Below are 18979 nucleotides of genomic sequence, written 5' to 3'. Positions count from 1 at the left end.
CCCCTATTTCTGGGGAATAACCACAACACATAGGCTCTGCCTTGCCTAAATACCAAACAGACTGCTGTAAATTTAACCTTGAAAGATCAACAGACCCTAGACAACAGCCCAATAATCTAAATGTTAGTTTTTAATGGCGCATCAATTTTAATTTTTTTGTAAGCCGAACTGATGTATTTTATTAATAAGCTCTCTGTGTTTTGGCAATTCTGCTAATAACTGTTTTATCCGTTTGTTTTTAAAAGTACATTGCTTATCAGCTAGAGCTGTCACTTGCTCAGTCACAGCTTTTTTGCGAGGTAAAAAATTCATACCATAAAGCACGTAAAGATAATTTTCTAAATCAAATAAATCAAACTTACTGCTGAAGTCTTCTCGCAATGGCGCAAAGCTTTTCCATCGCGCTAAATTACTTGTAAGCTTACTTGAAACCCCTGACGCCCTGCGATTATCCTGCCAAAACAAAGAGTCACTTCTATCTGAAATACAATAATGCATTTTAATAAAATCAAAGGTACTTTCCCAGACATGCGCGACATGCTTATTAAAGTCAGGTGCTATATGCTCTATATCTGCCTTATACCGAGGAAAACGCTTTGATAATAAACCTGCTGAGAAATCGGTTATCAAAATAGCTGTCGCCTCAAGAGGCTCTACAAAACCCTGAGATAAACCAATAGCAACACAATTTTTATGCCAAAATAATTCTCTACGTCCTATCTTCATAGGAATTTTACGTGGCTGTAAATCGGTAAATTTATTACCAAGATAATGATGTAACTTTTTTACCGCTTGCTCTTCATCCATGTGTTTAGACGAATAAACAAAACCAACACCACGACGTTTGGTAAGTGCTATATCCCATATCCAGCCAGCTTGGTGCGCTGTGGCAATAGTATAAGGAGGGATTTCATCATCTAATGAGGTGGGTACTTGCAATGTAAGTGCTGTGTCTGTAAGTAATTCATCAGAGCGTTCTATAAAATCAACATTTAATTTTTCACCAATAATGGCAGCGCTAAATCCGGAACAATCAATAATAAAGTCATAAGCTAGATGTTTATTATTGCTATCTATTAAGTGACTAATAAAGCCATCATCGTCAATGGCAATATCTATAATGTCAGCATATAAATGCTTAATAGCAAACGCATCTTGGGCATGCTTCATTAAAAACGCAGCAAATTTTTTAGCATCAAAATGATAGGCGTAACCATTAATTCCGACATACTCTGGAGTAGATATTGTTTTTGGCGCATATTTTTCTTCACAGCAAATTTCTTGCTTAGACACCGCATTGGCATAACGGTTTTGTGATTCACCAGCTAGCCATTGTTGAGTCATTTCTTCGCCAAATATATGTGGATGATCGAATAAATGATGATAGTAATTTTCACCATGCTTCGTTTTATCTAACCAATTTACAAATTTAATAGATTGCTTAAAGGTTACATCACACTCACGAATAAAATCAGTTTCACGAATACCAAACTTTTGAAGCGAATTACGAATTGAAGGCACCGTTCCCTCTCCTACCCCAATGGTGGGAATTGTCGGAGACTCTATCAATGTAATTTCAGTATTTGTTTCTAATAATGAGTGACCTAAATGATTGGCTGCTAACCAACCGGCTGTCCCCCCACCAACAATTGCTATTTTTCTTATCATAGTTAAACCACTTTATTGATTAGCTCATAAAAAAGCCCAGTATTAACTGGGCTTTCATTTTGTCATCTAAACCGAGTTAGAAACGAAGAGCAATACCCACTCTATAGCGTGCTTCACCTTCAAAACTCCACGCTGGATAGCCATTACGAAGCTCAGGTTTAACTTCTGCATCACCTGTTGCTGTACCTACCTGAATACTATCTTCTTCTGTTATATTAACAGCTTCAAACGTTAGGTCTAAGTAGTCAGTTACAGCGTAGTTTGCAGTTAAATCAAGTGTACCGTAGTCTTGGTGTTCACGGTTACCGTAGAAATAAGGTGCTTCACGAACCATATACTCTGAACGCCAGTTATACGCTAAACGAACACTGTAGTTATCAGCTTCATAGTAACCTACCAAATTCACTGTATGTTCAGATGAATCTGAAAATAACTCGATACGGTCTGGGAAGTTTTCTGCAGGTGCTTCTGAGTCAACCCACGTATAATTTGCTTGATAACCAAAGCCACTATCAAAACCATCTTGGATTTGAAGTTCAATACCTTGAATTTCACCACCTGAACCTGTGCCTTTGGTAGCCACTGTCCAGTTATCTACGCCTGAATCAGGGTCAACGATCCCAATACTTTGATTAAGGATTTGATCAACTTTGGTAAATGATGAAATATTCTTAATAAAGTAAGTCGCACTTACCATGCCGTCGCCATCAAAGTAGTATTCAACACCTAAGTCTGACTGTGTTGCTTTAAATGGTTCAAGGCCGATATTACCGGTAGAAATAACTTCATTTCCTACAGTGCCATCTTCATAACCTGATAGTGATGATGCAGCAAACATGTCAGTGTAGTTAGCACGCGAAATAACTTGCGCCGCAGAGAAACGTAAAATAACGTCTTCGGTTAAATCAAATGCAACATTTACACTTGGTAACACTTCATTATAATCTGCTTTCTCTGTGCTTAAACCATTGCCATAACTACCCGTAGCGTCTAGGGCATAGTAATCAGACTCCGCATCGGTTGACACATAGCGAATACCGAAGTTACCACGAATGCCCTCTGCTGAGAAATTAGCCATCGCGTACAAAGAAATATTTTCTTCTTGGATCGTACCGTAACCAGACTTGTATGCAATTGAGGTTTTATCGAAGCTTGTAATTGCTGCATAGCCATCACTGATCATTTGTCCTAAATTAGGCTCTGGTAACACGTAACCAGCACCTGATGTCACTGTACCCGAATAATATCGTGAGGCATCATAAGCTGAAATAGAGTCAACTAAGTTTGCCGTGTACGTTTCTTGTTTTACTTCGTGATCAGCCCAACGAAAGCCTGTTTTAATTGATGTGATAGCACCAAAATCTACAGGGAAAGTAAAATCAAGCTGTGCATAGGTTTCTTCATCCGTATTTGGCTGCTTTTTGAGTGCCCAGCCCGCAGATGATAATTCACCTTGAAAGTCATCGGGTGTGAAAGATTTATTCGCAACATCAATTTTTATTTCATCGCCAGTTGCATCATAGGTACCCGCGTAATCTGCTGCAGTACCTAACCAAAAACCATAGTTAGCTGTTAAATCTGTACCGCCATCTGATTGCGTGTTACCAATTCGGCCTTCAACCTCAAAACTTTCGCCTACATACTTAAAGTCTAAATCAACAGTTTCTGACGTCATTGAACCCGCACGAGCCCAAGTTTGAGCCCAACCAGGGTTGGCACCGTTACCAGAACGACGATAAAAAGTACATGTACCATCTACATTGACTTGCTCACACGCTGCATCTTTGTCATCTGGAAACATAACAAATAACGACGTATTTGCATTATCTGCCGACAAATCTAGACTCATGATATTTAAACCAATTTCTAACTCATCACTGGGTCTGTATTGGAATGTTGCATTAATAGCTGTACGCTCTCGCTCTTGTTGGAATGTTGAAGGAACAATGTCACCCCAACCAACTAGCGATTCAATACCGTTACGCTGATAATTAGTTTCTGAGAATGCTGCTGACACAAGCGCACCAAAGGTTTCATCATCATTTTTCCAGCTATAAAGGCCAGAAATCTCTGGATCAATCTCTTCTGATATTGAACCGTAATCACCTTTAATGCTTGCAAATACTGTATTTGAATCTAAATCTAATGGTTTGCGAGTATTAACGATAACCGTACCACCAATGCCACCTTCAACAATATCTGCTTGTGATGATTTGTATACTTCGATACTACCAACCATCTCAGGCGGCAATAATGTATAGTTAAAACTACGATCAATGTTTTGTTGATCGTACCAGCCAGTTGAAGCCACAGAATGGCCATTTAGTAATGTACGAGTTAGTTGCGCTGATGCACCGCGGATAGATACTTGTTGACCTTGGCCAAATGCTCTATTTACAGCAACACCAGAAATACGACCTAATGCTTCGCCTACATCGCTGTCAGGAAACTTACCGACATCTTCAGATGATAACGCGTCTACCACAGAATCTGAAAAGCGCTTAGTATTTAATGATGCTTCTAAAGAGCCACGAATACCGCGTACTTCAATAACCTCAACATCATTTTGAACTTTAACTTCATCGGCTGCGAATGCAGCACCAGTAAACCCAGCTCCCACAACTAAGCCGATATTTACTGCTAATAAGCTTTTTTTAAAATTTTTAGCTAACACAGGATTCCCCTCGAATCATTTTATTGGTTTTGTTTATCATTTTGCCTAACCGCCATGACAGCGCTGTCATAGTAGTAACAAACCATACATGCTAAATTACAATTTTGCTACATTTTTCCGCTCTTTTTGTATGAAATTTAACTTAATTATTATTAAGCCATTGATTTTAAATTGATTAATTATTTCATAAAAAAGCAGAGTTCGCCCAAGAATTACTCTCTATACTAGGTATGTAAATAATGACGTGTTTATACTTAATGTATTTAAAATAAGAGAGATTGCGAATAGCAGATGAGATTAATGGGTTATATAACTCCGCGCCGAACCAAAACTAACCTACTGTTTTTATTGATAAATATAAGTTTAATTAGTGACTTTTAAAAATATAAGAGCATTAAAAAGATACTTAGATTAAGGAGGATTTTAAACTTCAAATCTTTACAGCACTTTGTTATTGATTGATTAACGACTAAAACATGTCGCAATAAAAAAGGCCTGTAGCAAAAGCGACTGACCTTTCATTAAACCATCAATTAACGTGGTTTTAAAGCACATAGTTTAGACTGAATTAAGGTGCCCAATACACTTCAATGTTGATCTCAGGATGATTTAGTACTGCACGTAACGGCATATCATTCACATTACCACCCGCTAAAGCTTGCTTATACACAGCCAGCTTTTCATCGCCACTAATGAGTAATTTAACTACTTTAGATTGTGAAATTGCATTTAGCGTTAAGCTCATGCGCTCGGTAATACTCCCTGTTACATCACTCTCAATTGCGTTAATGGCGCACACAAGTTGGTTTGAATCTAAGCCGTTTTCCAGCCCTTGAGCATGTGGAAATAACGAAGCAGTATGTCCATCAGGGCCCATCCCTAAAATAGTAACATCAAACGGGCGCTTTAATGCTTGAAACTGCGCTTCACACGAATCAACACCTTGCTCTGCAGTGGCTGCTGCATTTTTCATGCTAATAAAATTAGCCGCTGCCCCATGGTTTTGTAGCAAAGTACGCTTAATGAATGCTTCATTACTCTTTTCGTGACTTGCCTCAACCCAACGTTCATCAACCATAGCAACATCAACATGAGCCCAGTTTAAATCAAGGGTTGATAAATGCTTGTACGCAGGTTCAGGTGAAGATCCGCCTGAAACCATTAGCACTGCACGGCCATCAGCTTCAATCCCATTACGTAAGGCCTGCTCTAATGACTGAGATAATTCATCAGTTAAAGCGGCTTTATCGTCAAAAAACTTTTCTACTATTTTTGCCATTACTTATGCCTTATCACCGGTGTTAAACCAAACATGGTTATTCTCTGCTAATAAATCATCAGCGTCTTCAGGACCCCAACTACCCGCTCGGTACAATGAAGGTTTACCCTTTTCTTGCCAACGTTCAATAATTGGATCAATCCACTTCCAAGCTTGGCGTACTTCGTCGCGGTGAATAAATAACGAAGGATTATTAGCGGCTGCATCAAGCATTAAACGTTTATAAGCATCTGAATGGAAACCATTACTATACGCTTGTGACAATTCAATATTCATCGTTACAGGTTCAAGTTGCATATCTAAGTTATCAAGACGCTTTGACATCAGCGTTAATTGAATACTCTCTTGAGGCTGTAAACGAATAACCAAACGATTTGGTTCAATATTGCCTACGCTGTCTTCATACACGTTATGCGATACTTTTTTATATTGCACTACAATTTCAGCGCAGCGCTTCGCCATTCGTTTACCGGTGCGCAGATAAAAAGGCACGCCTGCCCAGCGCCAGTTATCAATATGCGCACGAATAGCCACGAAAGTTTCGGTTTTACTCGCTCCTTCGTTTAGCTCTTCAAGGTAACCTGGAACTATTTTACCGTTTAAATCACCGGGTACGTACTGACCACGAATAATATGATTATCTACATCCGTACCTTCAAGTGGACGTAAAGCTTCTAATACTTTTAATTTTTCGTTACGGATGCTGTTAGCATTTAACTTATGTGGTGACTCCATAGCCACTAGACAAAGTAGTTGTAACAAGTGGTTTTGCACCATGTCACGTAAAGCACCGGCTTTGTCATAAAAACCTGCACGGCTTTCAAGTCCTACTGTTTCTGACAAGCTAATTTGAATATTATCAATCGATTTAGCATCCCACATGTTCTCAAATAATGAATTTGAAAAACGCAGTGCCATTAAGTTTTGCACCGTTTCTTTACCTAAATAGTGGTCAATACGGAAAATTTGTTCTTCGTTAAAGTACTGTGCAATTTTCGCATTAATTACTTCTGCTGACTCACCGCAGTAACCAATTGGTTTTTCTACTACAACACGCGAGTTCGCAGTAATTAGTTTTTTCGTTGATAATATTTCACAACAGGTGCCATAAACAGCAGGTGGGAGAGATAAGTAAAATACTCGTGATTTATCGTTGTCATCTTCATCTAGAATTTCTTTCAGTACATCCCAGTTATCATCCGCTTCGGTGACATTGCTCACTACGGGTACTAAAAAGTCTGAGAACGATTTCCAATCTTTTGCGTTATATTCGCCTTCGCTTAAAAATTCTTGTAACGCTTTGTGTGCAGTATCGATGTATTCATCGCATTTACTTTGTTCGCGCACGGTAGGCAAAATACGTGAGCCTTGCGGTAAGTTACCTTCTTGATATGCTCGATACATTGCAGGAAGTAATTTGCGTAACGCAAGATCACCACCGCCCCCAAAAATTATAATATCAAAAGGATTAAGCATAGTTACTCTCTACGTTTATGCTACCTGCCACTACCGTATTGGTAATCAGTTATAGCGGTTTATTATCTGGATAATGTAGGCCTCAGCACAAAGCCTACTAATTGTTGTTCGTTATATGCGCGATTAAAAATGGGTCTAGGGACACTGTAATTCCTCTCACAAAAATACAGGCCCTAGGACTCCAGCGCTACCCGTTCAAAGGTATTTGGTTACTTATTGTGTAATAAGTGAATATGTTACTGCGTACGGTATTGTTTGTAGTACGCCATTAAGCCTTGTGTTGAGCTGTCGTGCTCATTAACCACGTTATCATCGGTTAATTCAGCTTCAATTTTAGATGCTAAGCCTTTACCAAGTTCTACGCCCCACTGATCAAATGAGCATATTTGTAAAATAATACCGTGACAAAAAATCTTGTGCTCATACAGTGCAATTAATCGACCGACCGCTTTTGCATCAATCGTGTCTAATAATATAGACGTTGTTGGGCGGTTTCCTTGGTGAATTTTATGCTTTAGCAGCATTTCAATTTGTGCAGGCGTTTTGCCTTTGGCTGTTAAATCAGCCGTTATCTGCTGTGCATCGACCCCGTTCATTAGTGCTTCGGTTTGTGCAAAAAAGTTCGATAATAAAATATCGTGATGCTTATCTACGTTAACCTGAGGCTTTACAGAGCCAATAAAGTCAGCGGGAACAATTACATTGCCTTGGTGCAAACATTGATAAAACGCATGCTGACCGTTTATCCCTGTCATACCCCAAATGATTGGCACGGTAGTGTATGGCACTGTCTGTCCATCAAAGGTTACATATTTACCATTACTTTCCATTTCACCTTGTTGCAAATATGCTGGCAACATATGCAGGGCTTGGTCGTATGGCAAAATAGCTTGCGAATCAAACCCTAAAAAGCTGGTATTCCAAACACTGAGTAGCGCCATAATTAAAGGAATATTCTGTTCTAGCGGCGCCGATTTAAAGTGCTCATCAACTTCAAACGCTCCCTCTAAAATGGCCTCAAATGCTTCAAACCCAGCATAAAGTGCAATAGGTAAACCAATGGCACTCCAAAGTGAAAAACGACCGCCAACCCAATCCCACATTGTAAATACGTTTTCGTCACTAATACCAAATGCAGCAGTTTTTTCTAAATTAGTGCTTACTGCAACAAAATGCTTTGCTATAGCGCTGTCATCCTTTGCACTGTCTAAAAACCAATCAACCGCTGTTTTTGAGTTAGTCATGGTTTCTGAGGTAGTAAATGTCTTTGACGAAATTACAAATAACGTGGTTTCAGGATCTACTTTTTCTAATACTGACGCAATTTGTACGCCATCTGCGTTTGAAACATAGTGAACGTTTAATGGCTTATCAACCACTGCTTTAAGTGCTTCAGTTGCCGTTTGCGGCCCTAAGTTTGAACCACCAACACCAATGCTAACCACATCTTTTACCGCTTTTCCGGTGTAACCTAGCCATTGACCACTTCGCACTTTTTCAACAAAGGTCTTAATTTTGGCAAGTTCGCTATCGACCGCTTCTGTAATATTTTCGCCGTCAACAATAAGCGGTGTATGAGCGCGATTTCTAAGCGCAGTATGTAAAACCGCACGGTCTTCGGTGATATTAATTTTTTCACCGATAAACATTTTCTCACGCCATGCTTCAATATCGCATTCTTTCGCTAATGAAATTAATTGACCAAATACGTTTTCATCTATGCGTTGTTTTGAGTAATCAAACAACACACCTGGAATTTGAGTAGAGAATTGAGAAAAACGAGAATCGTCTTGTGCAAATAAAGTTTTCAGATGTGTTTGTGTCATCTTTTGTGCACTATTTTCTAGTGCTTGCCAACTTACTAACTCAGAACGGCTCGCCATGTAAACATCCCCTAATTAATTAATCTATTGATTTTAAGCATTTTATTTTATTTTTTACGACACTGAACAAGCGATTTTTGTAAAAAGCAAAGCCCAACATTATAGCTTAAATGGTCTAAATTGCGTTATTTTTATAAGCTTTGATGCAGATAATAGCGCAATTTTTTGCTTTTGACACCGGTATCATAAAATTAAAAATTGAATTTAACAACTGTTCACCCCCTCTGCACAATGAACATTTTATTAATATTCAATTAAAGCAGGCAAAAAAAAGACCGACACATGTCGGCCTTTTTCATTTATTAAACTATTAGCTGGTCAATGCTAAACCACCCGATAAGTTAAAAACGCGGTTATAACCAAGTTCAATTAAGTTTGCCGCCGCAATTTTTGAACGATTTCCACTGCGACACACCAATATGTATTGATTGTTTTTATCTAGTTGGCCTTGGGTAAGTGCATAGGCCATTCGGCTTAGAGGAATATTTAAAGTTTTAGCCTCAGGCACATTAAGCAATCCACTGATATTGTTAGCGCCATGCTCATAAGGCTCTCGGGTATCAATTAAATATACACTGTTATGTGAGAGCATTTCCTTCGCTTGATTAAAACTAAGCTGCGAAGTTTCGACTTTAGGCTTTGCATTAACATAACCACAAAGCGAATTTGTTAATGTGTGTTGTTGTGAGTCTGCTTGTTGTTTTTGCATGGCAAATTCAGTATGGCTGATATCACCTTCAATAAGCGCTTTTAATAAAGGTGTTTGCTGCTTTTGCACAGCCCAATTCATGGCGAAACACTGTTGATAATCATGCCCAGAGCACACCACACTTTGCGGATTAAGCTCTGCAGTTAACTTAGTCAAAGAGTCTGCCATCTGCATCGCATCTCCCCCATCAAGCACTGTATTACCAAGCCCCGCAGGTAAAATTAAATCACCACAAAAACAGTACTGTACATCGCCGTTATTAGCCTTTAATAAATAACTCACGCTATCTTGGCTGTGTCCAGGCGTCGCTAGCTTTTCAAGTACTTGTTCGGTTAGTTGCAATTGTTCACAATTAACAGGCCAGCCTAATTGATCAACTTCACCAGCAACTAAATTTGTTTTGAGTGCGCTGCGCATTAAATCAAGAGCACAGTGACGATCTTGGTGCTCATGCGTGTTTAAAATAGCAGTAATAGTTAAATTTTGTGTATTCACTATTTTTTCAAATCGAGGGATCAGTTCAATAATTGGGTCAATAATAATTGCCTGTTGATCATCAGCTACATACAACCAACTGCAAGCACCTTGGTGTCTAAATTGGGTAAGCCCCAAGGCACATACTTCTTGTGCTACTAAGCTACTATCAGAAATAACCAAACAATTTGCTTGTAACACTGTTTTAAGTGCGCGAATTTGTTCACATGCATAGTCTATTTGCGCCATAGTGGCAGCAGGCCCAAACGATAAACGAATCGCATTTTCACTTTGCCACTGTGACACTCCCATCGCATCAAGTACAAAGCTTTGAGTTGCGCCCGTACTACAGGCTGAGCCACCGCTGACTCTAATACCTGCAGCGTCAAATAAATCAATAACTTCTTTACTGGTTAAATCATTAACTGCAAAGTTTAGTGTTGTGGGCACTGAGCAGGCAAAATCATGATTAAAGGTAATACTTCCAAAAGTATCAACTAAAGCGCTATGCAGTTTATCGCGATACAAATTAAGTACATCAGCTGATTTAAAAGTATCGTCTTGCTTATCAAGCAGCAAACTAAACAGCTTATTAAGCCCAGCAATACCGGGCAGGTTTTCTGTACCTGAACGCATGCCACTTTCTTGGCCTCCACCAGCTATAAACGGCGTGTATGGGCTTCCTTTACGAATATACAATAATCCGATGCCTTTAGGTGCATAGAGCTTATGTCCTGAAAATGGCGCATAATCAATCGTGGTTTTGCTTAAGTTGAGTTGTTGTTTACCCAGTGCCTGCACACAGTCAACCATCCAAGTCACATCGTTATTACGACTGCGGATCACCTTTTCTATAGCACTTAAATCTTGGTATACACCGGTTTCATTATTAACAGCCATAGTACAAATCATCAGGGTGTTATCAATATGCTGAGCAATAAAGTCTAAATCTAAAATACCGTCTCGGTTAACCGGAATAGCAATAATTTCAGCATTAATTTCAAGCACGGCATTCCAATGTTTTAATGTATTAGGCACCGCTTTATGCTCAGTTGCTCCATACAATAAAACCGGTTTAGATTTTGTGTGCTGTTTGGCATTAATTAAGGTTGATACGATAGCAGTTTGAATACCTTCGGTCGCACCTGAGGTAAATAATATATCGCCCTGCTGCGCACCAATCACGCTGCGCGCTTTTTGCCTCGTTTGTTCTAATAAGTGTTTGGCTTGAATACCGGTTATATGGGGACTTGAGGGATTACCAAAACAAATTTGCATCGCATGGCACACCACCTCTGCAATACAAGGCAATACAGGTGTGGTCGCATTTGCATCAAGATAAACTTGGCTGTTAGGTTCATCTGGCAATAAAAACTCTGACATTAAAAACGCACCTTATTACTAAAAAATATACCTTATTCCCAATAGTACATAGTTTTAATAGGAATGAGTAATAATCTTTAGTAATTAAAGTGCGTTTACTATACTTTTTAGTTACCGAGCTCTTCTGCGAGTTCTTCATGTGTGGATGACCACGCCTTAATCAGCGCTTTTACTAATGATGCTAATGGAATAGCAAAAAACACCCCCCAAAAGCCCCACAGCCCACCAAAAAATAGTACGGCAACAATAATAAACACCGGATTTAAATCAACCGCTTCAGAGAACAATAAAGGGACTAACACATTGCCATCAAGCGCTTGAATAATGCCGTAAATAATTAAAATGGTCCAAAACTGGGTTTCTAAACCAAACTGAAACAGCGCCACCGCCGCCACAGGTATAGTCACCAGCGCAGCACCAACAAATGGAATGAGCACCGAAAAGCCAACTAACACACCTAACAGCGCCGCATAACGTAAATCCAATACCGTAAAGGCAATAAAAGACACCGAGCCAATAATTAAAATTTCGAATACTTTACCCCGAATATAATTCATTATTTGCTGATTCATTTCATGCCACACTTGCAAAATTAAGCGTCGTTGGCGCGGGATCAGTTTAGCAATGCTGGCACTGAGCTCTACTTTGTCTTTCAGCATAAAAAACACCAGTAGCGGTACTAAAATAAGATAAATTAACCACGCAACAGCATCTTTTAATGAATTGAGCGATGCCGACAGCACCACTTGGCCAAATTCAAGCACTTTGGTCTCTACCGTTACCACAATAGACTGTACTTGCTCTGCGCTAATTAGGCTGGGATATTTAGCTGGAAGGTCGAGTAAAAACGATTTACCTTGCTCAACCATATGCGGTGTTTCTTGCACTAAGTTACTACTTTGCTGCCAAAGCACCGGGCCAATAACTAATATTAAGGTGAGCATAATACCAATAAATATCAGCATGACTATGCTAGTGGCAGTAAAACGCTTTAAGCCAAATCGCTCCAAGTGAACTACGGGCCAATCTAGTAAATAAGCAATGATCAGCGCCACTAACACAGGCACAATTAATGGGCCAAAAAAGTACAACATGGCAACCAGTGCCAATAATAAAAAAAGTAAAGTTACTGAATTAGGATCAGAAAACTTTTTTTCATACCATGCTTTTACATATTCAAACACGCAACGGCTCCACTAATAACAACGCTTGTTGTTTATTTAACTTGTAATAATACATTTTTTTTTGCAAATATCGTTCAATATCATCTGTGTTTAGCTCGCTTGAGATATTAAAAGTAATTGCTTGATTTAACGATATTGCCTCACGCAACCCTAATTTAAACTGAATAAATTGCTGAGGACATTTATAAGCGCGCAAATCTAGCTCTAGCATACTCGTTTCACTACCTGTTCACATTAATAATAAGTCCTATACCTAGGCTAATTAAGATTAACCACAGTTAAATTTAACTTTTTCTTAAAACAACCTCTGCAATGGTTTATCCTTATAGCATAGTTAGCTAAAAGGATACGTTAATGCCTAATTCGCATAATAAAGCGCAATTGCCTAGCAATCCAACTCTCAAAGAAATAAATTGGTTTAAAAAGCAAATTAATTGGGGAGAGCTGCCGCATTTTTATCATTTAGTAGCCTCATCGGTAAGTGAGTGTGAAAGCATTTTAGATCACGGGTTTGATAATGCTATAAAGCGTATCATCGACAAACGCAATTGGAACCTAGAGTCCTTGGGTATCGACCCAAACGAGCTTTTTGAGAAAGAGAGTAATAACAAGCCACGAATTTCGTTGCATCAAGTATTTACCGAACGCGGTTTTGAACTACAAGCGTTCCCTTTTTCTCATGATACTACCATCGATAGATACGCTCGACATGATGAGTCAATGGAATTTATATTATGGGATCCATTAACCATGAAAACTGTGATTCGCATTAATCAACTACATAAATTCATAGGCTTTTATTTAGAACAAGGCGATGAAGCAGACAAAGCGCTTATATTGCATTCACATAAAGTAGTTCATAAGATTATTGCTTTTTTACAAACTCAATTGAACATTGTTAAGGTTGATGGGGTCACAATAAAGTCGTTTTATCAATTATGTGAAAAGGACAGCCGTTTATATACAGATGATCCAACAAGTGCCCCTGATAAAAAATAAACAAGGAATATAATGCAACTAAAATCCGCCTTTATCACTTTATGCAGTGCAGTGCTTACATTTAGCCTACTAATGAGTGAGCCGTTAAAGGCACAAACAAATCTTCAACTGCCCGACTTAGGCACGTCTGCGCTGCAGGCATTACCACTGGAGAAAGAAAGAGCGATTGGTGAAGTGATGATGATGCAGATCAGAGGGTCTTCACCATTAATTAACGATCCAGTGCTTGATGAGTACCTAACAACCTTAGGCCGAAAATTAGTTGCGAACGCCAATGATGTACGCTTCGGTTTTTCATTTTTTTGGTTAAATAACCCAGAAATTAACGCATTTGCATTTTATGGCGGTCATGTAGGTGTTCACACAGGCTTAATTGCTCAAGCCGATAACGAAAGTCAGTTTGCCTCAGTACTTGGTCATGAAATCGCGCACGTAACACAACGCCACTTAGCAAGGCGTATTCAGCAACAACAAGACAATAGCGGTCTCACCATTGCCGGTATGATAGCCGGTATTTTAGCAACCGTTGTAGCCCCAGATGCAGGCATAGCAATTATTTCAGCCAGCCAAACACAGTCGGCATTTAGCCAACTCACCCATAGCCGCTCTGCTGAACAAGAAGCCGATAGAATTGGCATGCAAACCCTTAACAATGCAGGATTTGATGCAAGAGCTTCTAGTGAATTTTTAACTAAACTGGCAGCGCAAATTCGTTATAAATATAAACCCCCGGCGTTTTTACTCACTCACCCGCTACCAGAAAGCCGCGTGTCGGATGTACGCTTGCGTGCCGAGCAATATCCAAAACGCCAAATAGGTTCAAGCCTTGATTTTAATTTAGCTAAAAGCCGTGTACTAGCACGCTACGATAACGAGCCAGAAAATGCAGAGGCCTTATTTAGAAAGTTAATGCGCGAAAATACCTATAACAACGTAGCACTACAGTATGGTTTAGCAATTAGCTTAGTTGATCAAAAGAAAACGGATGAAGCGCAGCCTATCCTAGATGAGCTATTGGCAAGTGATCCTAAAAATTTATTTTATATTGATACAAAAACAGATTTGCTAATTGCACAAAAAAAAGCAGCTGAAGCAGTTAGTTATTTAAGTGAGTTAAATAACTACCGGCCAAACAACCAAGTAATTACTTTAAATTTTGCAAACGCCGCGTTGGAAGCTGAGCAATATGAGTTAGCCGAAAATGTACTAAAGTCATTTTTATTAGAGAAGCCAGATCATAGTTTAGGTAAGCAGCTTTTAACCGATGCCTATAAAAAGCAAGAAAAATTAGCCGCGTATCACGAAGCAAACGCCGATGTGTTGTCGCAATATGGCGCATATTTAAAAGCGGCTGACGAAATACAAAAAGCACTTAATTTTGTTGAGCCAACTGAAAATGTGAAACAACAGCGTTTAAAAGCGTTACTCACACAATATCGGTTATTACAAAAAGAGCTTGCAAGGCTTTAAGTATTTGGCGAGTTCACCTAAAATAGCCACAATTTATACTTTGGATTTATTTTTATGTCAGTTACTATTTACCATAATCCGCGCTGTTCAAAATCACGCGAAACACTTAACCTATTACAAAGTAAAAACATTGAACCGAGTGTTGTTGAATACTTAAAAACACCGCTTTCTCATGAGCAAATTAGTACCTTAGTTTCTCAACTTGGGTTTAATTCTGCACGAGCTCTAATGCGTACCAAAGAAGAGCAGTACAAAGCCCTTAATTTAAAAGATGAAAATGATGAGTCGGCACTAATTGCTGCCATGGTGGAACATCCAAAATTAATTGAACGCCCCATTGTTGTTAGCAACAACAAAGCAGCCTTGGGTCGCCCGCCTGAAAACGTATTAAGCGTTCTATAATGAGCACAACCATTGTGGTGCTGTACCACTCAAGCCATGGCTCTGTAGAAGCCATGGCGCATGAAATTGCAGAATCGATAGAACAACAAGGCGCAACCGCCTTGCTGCGCACGTTTGTGGCTAAAAACCCGCACGACATTGTGATAAATAAAGACGATTTAGTTGCTTGTGATGGGCTTGCATTTGGTACACCTACCCGCTTTGGCATGATGGCCGCACAGGCAAAGACATTTTGGGAAACCACCAGTGACCTGTGGCTTAAAGGCCAACTTATAGATAAGCCTGCCTGTGTGTTTTCATCATCGAGTAGTATGCATGGGGGAAATGAAGCAACCCTACTTAACTTGTCACTGCCGTTATTACATCACGGGATGATGTTAATGGGGGTACCTTACGATGTACCAGAACTTCTTGGCACCGAAACTGGAGGCACACCTTACGGCGCTTCCCACGTTGCTGGCAGCAGCAACAGCTCTACCCTAAGTAAAGATGAAATTAAAATATGTCAAAGCGTAGGCAAACGCTTGACGCAAGTAGCGAGTAAACTTAAATGACCCAAAAGAGCGAGTCTGCTAAAAAGCCAGTGACCGTAAAATTTCAGCGCCTAGCCTTATTTGGTTATTTTGGCCTGCTGATTTTAATGCCACTATGGATGTTTGTGTTAGCCCCCAGAGAAGGCCACAGTAACGCCTTTCTTTTTTTAGTCTATGTACTACCACTGTTATTACCTTTAAAAGGCATACTGCAAGATAAAACCTACACTTATGCGTGGGCTAATTTTATCGTTATGTTTTATTTTATTCATGGCTTTACATTGCTATGGGTTGCTCAAGATGAACTCGTATGGGTATTACTAGAGTTACTTTTCGCCTCGTCTATGTTTATTGGCTGCACTTACTATGCACGCCATAGAGGACAAGAGCTTGGACTTAAGATTCGCAAGCTTAAAGATGAACTTGCTGAAGAAAAAGCAGCGCATGAACACGATAAAAACAACTCATAGCTAGCAGCTCAAAACATAAAAAACGCGCTTTATTAGCGCGTTTTTTTAATTAAATAAATGGTTAAACTAACTCGCTTAAAGCAGCTAACCCCACTATGCAAGCTAAACCTAGCTGGGCTATAAGGCTAAAAGCCGATACCACTCTTAATAAAAACAATCCCCAAGGATGTTTAATATGCGGGTACAACGAACAACGCTTTAAATTTGTCGCAAAGAAAAAACACACCACCGCCGTCATGGTCATAAAAAGAGTAAGCTCACTTTTTATAGTGATGTTTTCATCAAAAAAGAAAAACAACTGAAGTGGTAGCAATAACGCCACAACCGCGTGTAATACATGTACCTTTTTAATTCGCTCTAACTGCCCTTCAGGTGATAACTCTTTAATTCCAAAATCACGTTCAAGGCACTTAACTAAGTTACTGGCTTTGATACTTACCGCTAAACGATAACAACTTAATCCATCGTTATTACGCGCTCTAAAGTCATACCCCGCTTTCAGCAGTAAAATCATTAACGATTCATTTTTACTCATTACTGCGTAATGCAGCGCCGTATTACCTTTATTGTCGACGGCTTTTTTATCTTGGTACTGCAGGAGTGTTTCAACTACATTTACATAGCCTTTTTCTGCTGCCCACATAAATGCTGTTTTGTTATCTTCATCGGTTAAAGCGCCTGTAGCGCCCTGCTCAATAAAGCGCATCGCCATGGTTTGCTTAGCTTTTTTCTTGTTTAGGTGGGCAAGTAAAGCATTTTCTAACAACACAATAGAATCAACATCAGGCGAAACCTGAGTTAATAAAGTAAAGTAATCTTTGCCTGCAGCTACCTTTTCGCTGGTGAGCTCTGCTAAATAGTCAATGTCTGCAATCGACTGAGGAATATAAGCACTTAAGCGTTCTCTAAAGTCGACCTCTTGCCAAATTGATAGGGTGTCTGCTGCCGACAACTTGGCATCCTGTTCTAGCGCATGCTCTATTAGAGTAAAAAAGCGTTTACTAAAAAATAGGCTAATCAATGAAAGCGGCGTTTCAATATTATTTTGTGCCGATACACTTGCGTATTTTTCAAGTCGCTGACACAGCATTAACACAATATTTTCTATGCTGTAGTCATTAGCAAAATAGTGCTCTTTAAGTGCTGCAATATAGACTTGTGCATCCTCATCATATTCACAAATATGCTGAAAGTAACATTCTTCAAACGGCTCTAGGGGGGTTAACCAGGTTAAATAATAAATTGGGGGCAAAACCGTGGTGCAAACAGCATCATCTTCTTCAGTAGAACGACAGGCAGGCCAAGCTTCTAAAGCATCTAAAATGAAGGCACCGTTTTGTTCAACCAGCCCTTTGACCAGTAACGGGTATTCCTTTGGCCAAATTAGTACATTTTCCATTAAAACAACACAACTCCAGTGTAGCTCGGGTGAGTGGTCAGTTATAACAGTTTTTAGCTGACACCACGCTTAATCAAAGAAGCCGATATTCTAACACAGCTAGGTTGCCAAGCTAGCGTAAACTCGTGCAATATAGGCCAAAATACAAAAGCAACTAACGACATGCGCCATTAGCTGCTTTTACGGTTGGAGCTTTTAATTACAGAGGAACTAACTTTGCTGAAGTTCTGCTGTGACTTGATCTAAACCCACATCAGAAATGCGTTGAATGATCTCTTTTTGCTTAGCACTAAGTAACGAAATCCCCTCAGCAACAATATCGTATACTTTCCATTGCTGATCGTTCCCTAAACGAAGTTTAAAGTGTAAATCTATGGTGGGTTTATTAGCTTCAATAATTTGCGTTTTAACTGTGGCAAATTTAGAGTCGCTTGCAGCAGCGTCTTGCTCAAAAATTACATCTTGCCCTGTGTACTTCACAAGCGCACTAGCATAAGTGCCCGTTAAGTAATGCTCTACCGCATCTATAAACGCAACGCCTTGTTCACGGTTAATGCCTTTAATATGTTTACCTAATAATTTAAACGACACAAACTTAATATCAATATGTGGCATCAAACGCTGCTCAACAATTAATGACATCGCTTCTTTGCTGGCATTACCTTGCGCATTTACCTGCCCAATATCGTTAAATAATGATTCCGCTACAGTTTGCAATAATTGTTTAGGTGACGGCTGCGTTTGTGCAGTGAGTGCGCTACTAAAAAAAACAGCAATAACCACTAAAAGCTTTATAAGTTTCATAATAAATGCATAGTTTAAATAATTAAGTTTAGTGTAATCTACGCAAATAACAGGCAACAAAAAAGGCATAAATAAGCAACTTATTAATGCCCAATTAGCACCAATAAAATTAATTAAATAAATTCAATTAGTTAAAAAACTTAGTTAACAAGCCATCTACAAGCGGATTTTT

15 protein-coding genes are annotated in these 18979 nt (G+C 39.3%); 5 read left to right on the top strand and 10 right to left on the bottom strand.

Translation table 11 applies throughout. The features are described from left to right. Positions 1 to 147: 147 nt before the first annotated feature. The 8 genes from CWB76_RS11715 to CWB76_RS11680 all read right to left on the bottom strand — a co-directional run bounded on the left by CWB76_RS11715 (position 148) and on the right by CWB76_RS11680 (position 12941). On the bottom strand, positions 148 to 1668 hold the full coding sequence (locus CWB76_RS11715; protein WP_138607782.1) for a tryptophan halogenase family protein: 1521 nt from the start codon (positions 1666 to 1668) through the stop codon (positions 148 to 150). Positions 1669 to 1744: 76 nt separating this feature from the next. After that, on the bottom strand, positions 1745 to 4342 hold the full coding sequence (locus CWB76_RS11710; RefSeq protein ID WP_138607780.1) for a TonB-dependent receptor: 2598 nt from the start codon (positions 4340 to 4342) through the stop codon (positions 1745 to 1747). 568 nt (positions 4343 to 4910) lie between these two features. Continuing rightward, complete coding sequence (gene pgl, locus CWB76_RS11705; protein WP_138607778.1) at positions 4911 to 5621, bottom strand: 6-phosphogluconolactonase; 711 nt, start codon at positions 5619 to 5621, stop codon at positions 4911 to 4913. 3 nt (positions 5622 to 5624) lie between these two features. Next, positions 5625 to 7097, bottom strand: coding sequence for a glucose-6-phosphate dehydrogenase (gene zwf / locus CWB76_RS11700; RefSeq protein ID WP_138607776.1), 1473 nt, complete (start codon positions 7095 to 7097; stop codon positions 5625 to 5627). Positions 7098 to 7333: 236 nt separating this feature from the next. After that, on the bottom strand, positions 7334 to 8980 hold the full coding sequence (gene pgi / locus CWB76_RS11695) for a glucose-6-phosphate isomerase (RefSeq protein ID WP_138607774.1): 1647 nt from the start codon (positions 8978 to 8980) through the stop codon (positions 7334 to 7336). A 310-nt stretch (positions 8981 to 9290) separates the two neighbouring features. Next, positions 9291 to 11546, bottom strand: coding sequence for an aminotransferase class V-fold PLP-dependent enzyme (locus CWB76_RS11690; RefSeq protein WP_138607772.1), 2256 nt, complete (start codon positions 11544 to 11546; stop codon positions 9291 to 9293). A gap of 107 nt (positions 11547 to 11653) precedes the next feature. Then, entirely contained in the window at positions 11654 to 12730 is a 1077-nt protein-coding gene (locus tag CWB76_RS11685; protein WP_008113005.1) for an AI-2E family transporter, read from the bottom strand. Then, complete coding sequence (locus CWB76_RS11680; RefSeq protein WP_138607771.1) at positions 12723 to 12941, bottom strand: hypothetical protein; 219 nt, start codon at positions 12939 to 12941, stop codon at positions 12723 to 12725. Before CWB76_RS11680 ends, CWB76_RS11685 begins: the two co-directional genes overlap by 8 nt. A gap of 143 nt (positions 12942 to 13084) precedes the next feature. Between CWB76_RS11680 and CWB76_RS11675 the strand changes: the two genes are divergently transcribed. Genes CWB76_RS11675 through CWB76_RS11655 form a run of 5 tightly spaced genes read left to right on the top strand, consistent with a single transcriptional unit; the run spans position 13085 to position 16604 of the window. Further along, positions 13085 to 13729, top strand: a complete 645-nt coding sequence (locus CWB76_RS11675; protein WP_138607769.1) for a hypothetical protein — start codon at positions 13085 to 13087, stop codon at positions 13727 to 13729. A 12-nt stretch (positions 13730 to 13741) separates the two neighbouring features. Continuing rightward, the gene (gene bepA, locus CWB76_RS11670) at positions 13742 to 15199 is read left to right on the top strand and encodes a beta-barrel assembly-enhancing protease (protein WP_138607767.1); all 1458 of its coding nucleotides are present in this window, start codon (positions 13742 to 13744) and stop codon (positions 15197 to 15199) included. A gap of 54 nt (positions 15200 to 15253) precedes the next feature. Beyond that, entirely contained in the window at positions 15254 to 15601 is a 348-nt protein-coding gene (arsC, locus tag CWB76_RS11665) for an arsenate reductase (glutaredoxin) (protein WP_138607765.1), read from the top strand. Beyond that, entirely contained in the window at positions 15601 to 16155 is a 555-nt protein-coding gene (wrbA, locus tag CWB76_RS11660; protein ID WP_131691238.1) for an NAD(P)H:quinone oxidoreductase, read from the top strand. The genes arsC and wrbA overlap by 1 nt, the downstream gene beginning before the upstream one ends. Continuing rightward, positions 16152 to 16604 (top strand): DUF2069 domain-containing protein, encoded by a 453-nt coding sequence (locus CWB76_RS11655; RefSeq protein WP_138607763.1) that lies wholly within the window; start codon positions 16152 to 16154, stop codon positions 16602 to 16604. Before wrbA ends, CWB76_RS11655 begins: the two co-directional genes overlap by 4 nt. Before the next feature lie 61 nt (positions 16605 to 16665). Here the strand turns inward: CWB76_RS11655 and CWB76_RS11650 are convergent, their stop codons facing one another. Both CWB76_RS11650 and CWB76_RS11645 read right to left on the bottom strand, forming a co-directional pair. Beyond that, positions 16666 to 18003 (bottom strand): ankyrin repeat domain-containing protein, encoded by a 1338-nt coding sequence (locus CWB76_RS11650; protein WP_138607761.1) that lies wholly within the window; start codon positions 18001 to 18003, stop codon positions 16666 to 16668. Between the two features lie 210 nt (positions 18004 to 18213). After that, positions 18214 to 18807 (bottom strand): MlaC/ttg2D family ABC transporter substrate-binding protein, encoded by a 594-nt coding sequence (locus CWB76_RS11645; protein ID WP_138607759.1) that lies wholly within the window; start codon positions 18805 to 18807, stop codon positions 18214 to 18216. Positions 18808 to 18979 lie beyond the last annotated feature (172 nt).

It is taken from the genome of Pseudoalteromonas sp. S1609, from assembly GCF_005887255.1.
In the GTDB taxonomy this organism is placed as follows: domain Bacteria; phylum Pseudomonadota; class Gammaproteobacteria; order Enterobacterales; family Alteromonadaceae; genus Pseudoalteromonas.
The sequence above is the reverse complement of the archived record's forward strand: the minus strand, read 5'-3'. Positions and strand labels throughout refer to the sequence as shown.

Coding starts and splice junctions, on each gene's coding strand:
- CWB76_RS11715 (WP_138607782.1), bottom strand. CDS start 1,668: ATGATAAGAAAAATAGCAATTGTTGGTGGGGGGACAGCCGGTTGGTTA.
- pgl (WP_138607778.1), bottom strand. CDS start 5,621: ATGGCAAAAATAGTAGAAAAGTTTTTTGACGATAAAGCCGCTTTAACT.
- zwf (WP_138607776.1), bottom strand. CDS start 7,097: ATGCTTAATCCTTTTGATATTATAATTTTTGGGGGCGGTGGTGATCTT.
- pgi (WP_138607774.1), bottom strand. CDS start 8,980: ATGGCGAGCCGTTCTGAGTTAGTAAGTTGGCAAGCACTAGAAAATAGT.
- CWB76_RS11690 (WP_138607772.1), bottom strand. CDS start 11,546: ATGTCAGAGTTTTTATTGCCAGATGAACCTAACAGCCAAGTTTATCTT.
- CWB76_RS11680 (WP_138607771.1), bottom strand. CDS start 12,941: ATGCTAGAGCTAGATTTGCGCGCTTATAAATGTCCTCAGCAATTTATT.
- CWB76_RS11675 (WP_138607769.1), top strand. CDS start 13,085: ATGCCTAATTCGCATAATAAAGCGCAATTGCCTAGCAATCCAACTCTC.
- bepA (WP_138607767.1), top strand. CDS start 13,742: ATGCAACTAAAATCCGCCTTTATCACTTTATGCAGTGCAGTGCTTACA.
- arsC (WP_138607765.1), top strand. CDS start 15,254: ATGTCAGTTACTATTTACCATAATCCGCGCTGTTCAAAATCACGCGAA.
- wrbA (WP_131691238.1), top strand. CDS start 15,601: ATGAGCACAACCATTGTGGTGCTGTACCACTCAAGCCATGGCTCTGTA.
- CWB76_RS11655 (WP_138607763.1), top strand. CDS start 16,152: ATGACCCAAAAGAGCGAGTCTGCTAAAAAGCCAGTGACCGTAAAATTT.
- CWB76_RS11650 (WP_138607761.1), bottom strand. CDS start 18,003: ATGGAAAATGTACTAATTTGGCCAAAGGAATACCCGTTACTGGTCAAA.
- CWB76_RS11645 (WP_138607759.1), bottom strand. CDS start 18,807: ATGAAACTTATAAAGCTTTTAGTGGTTATTGCTGTTTTTTTTAGTAGC.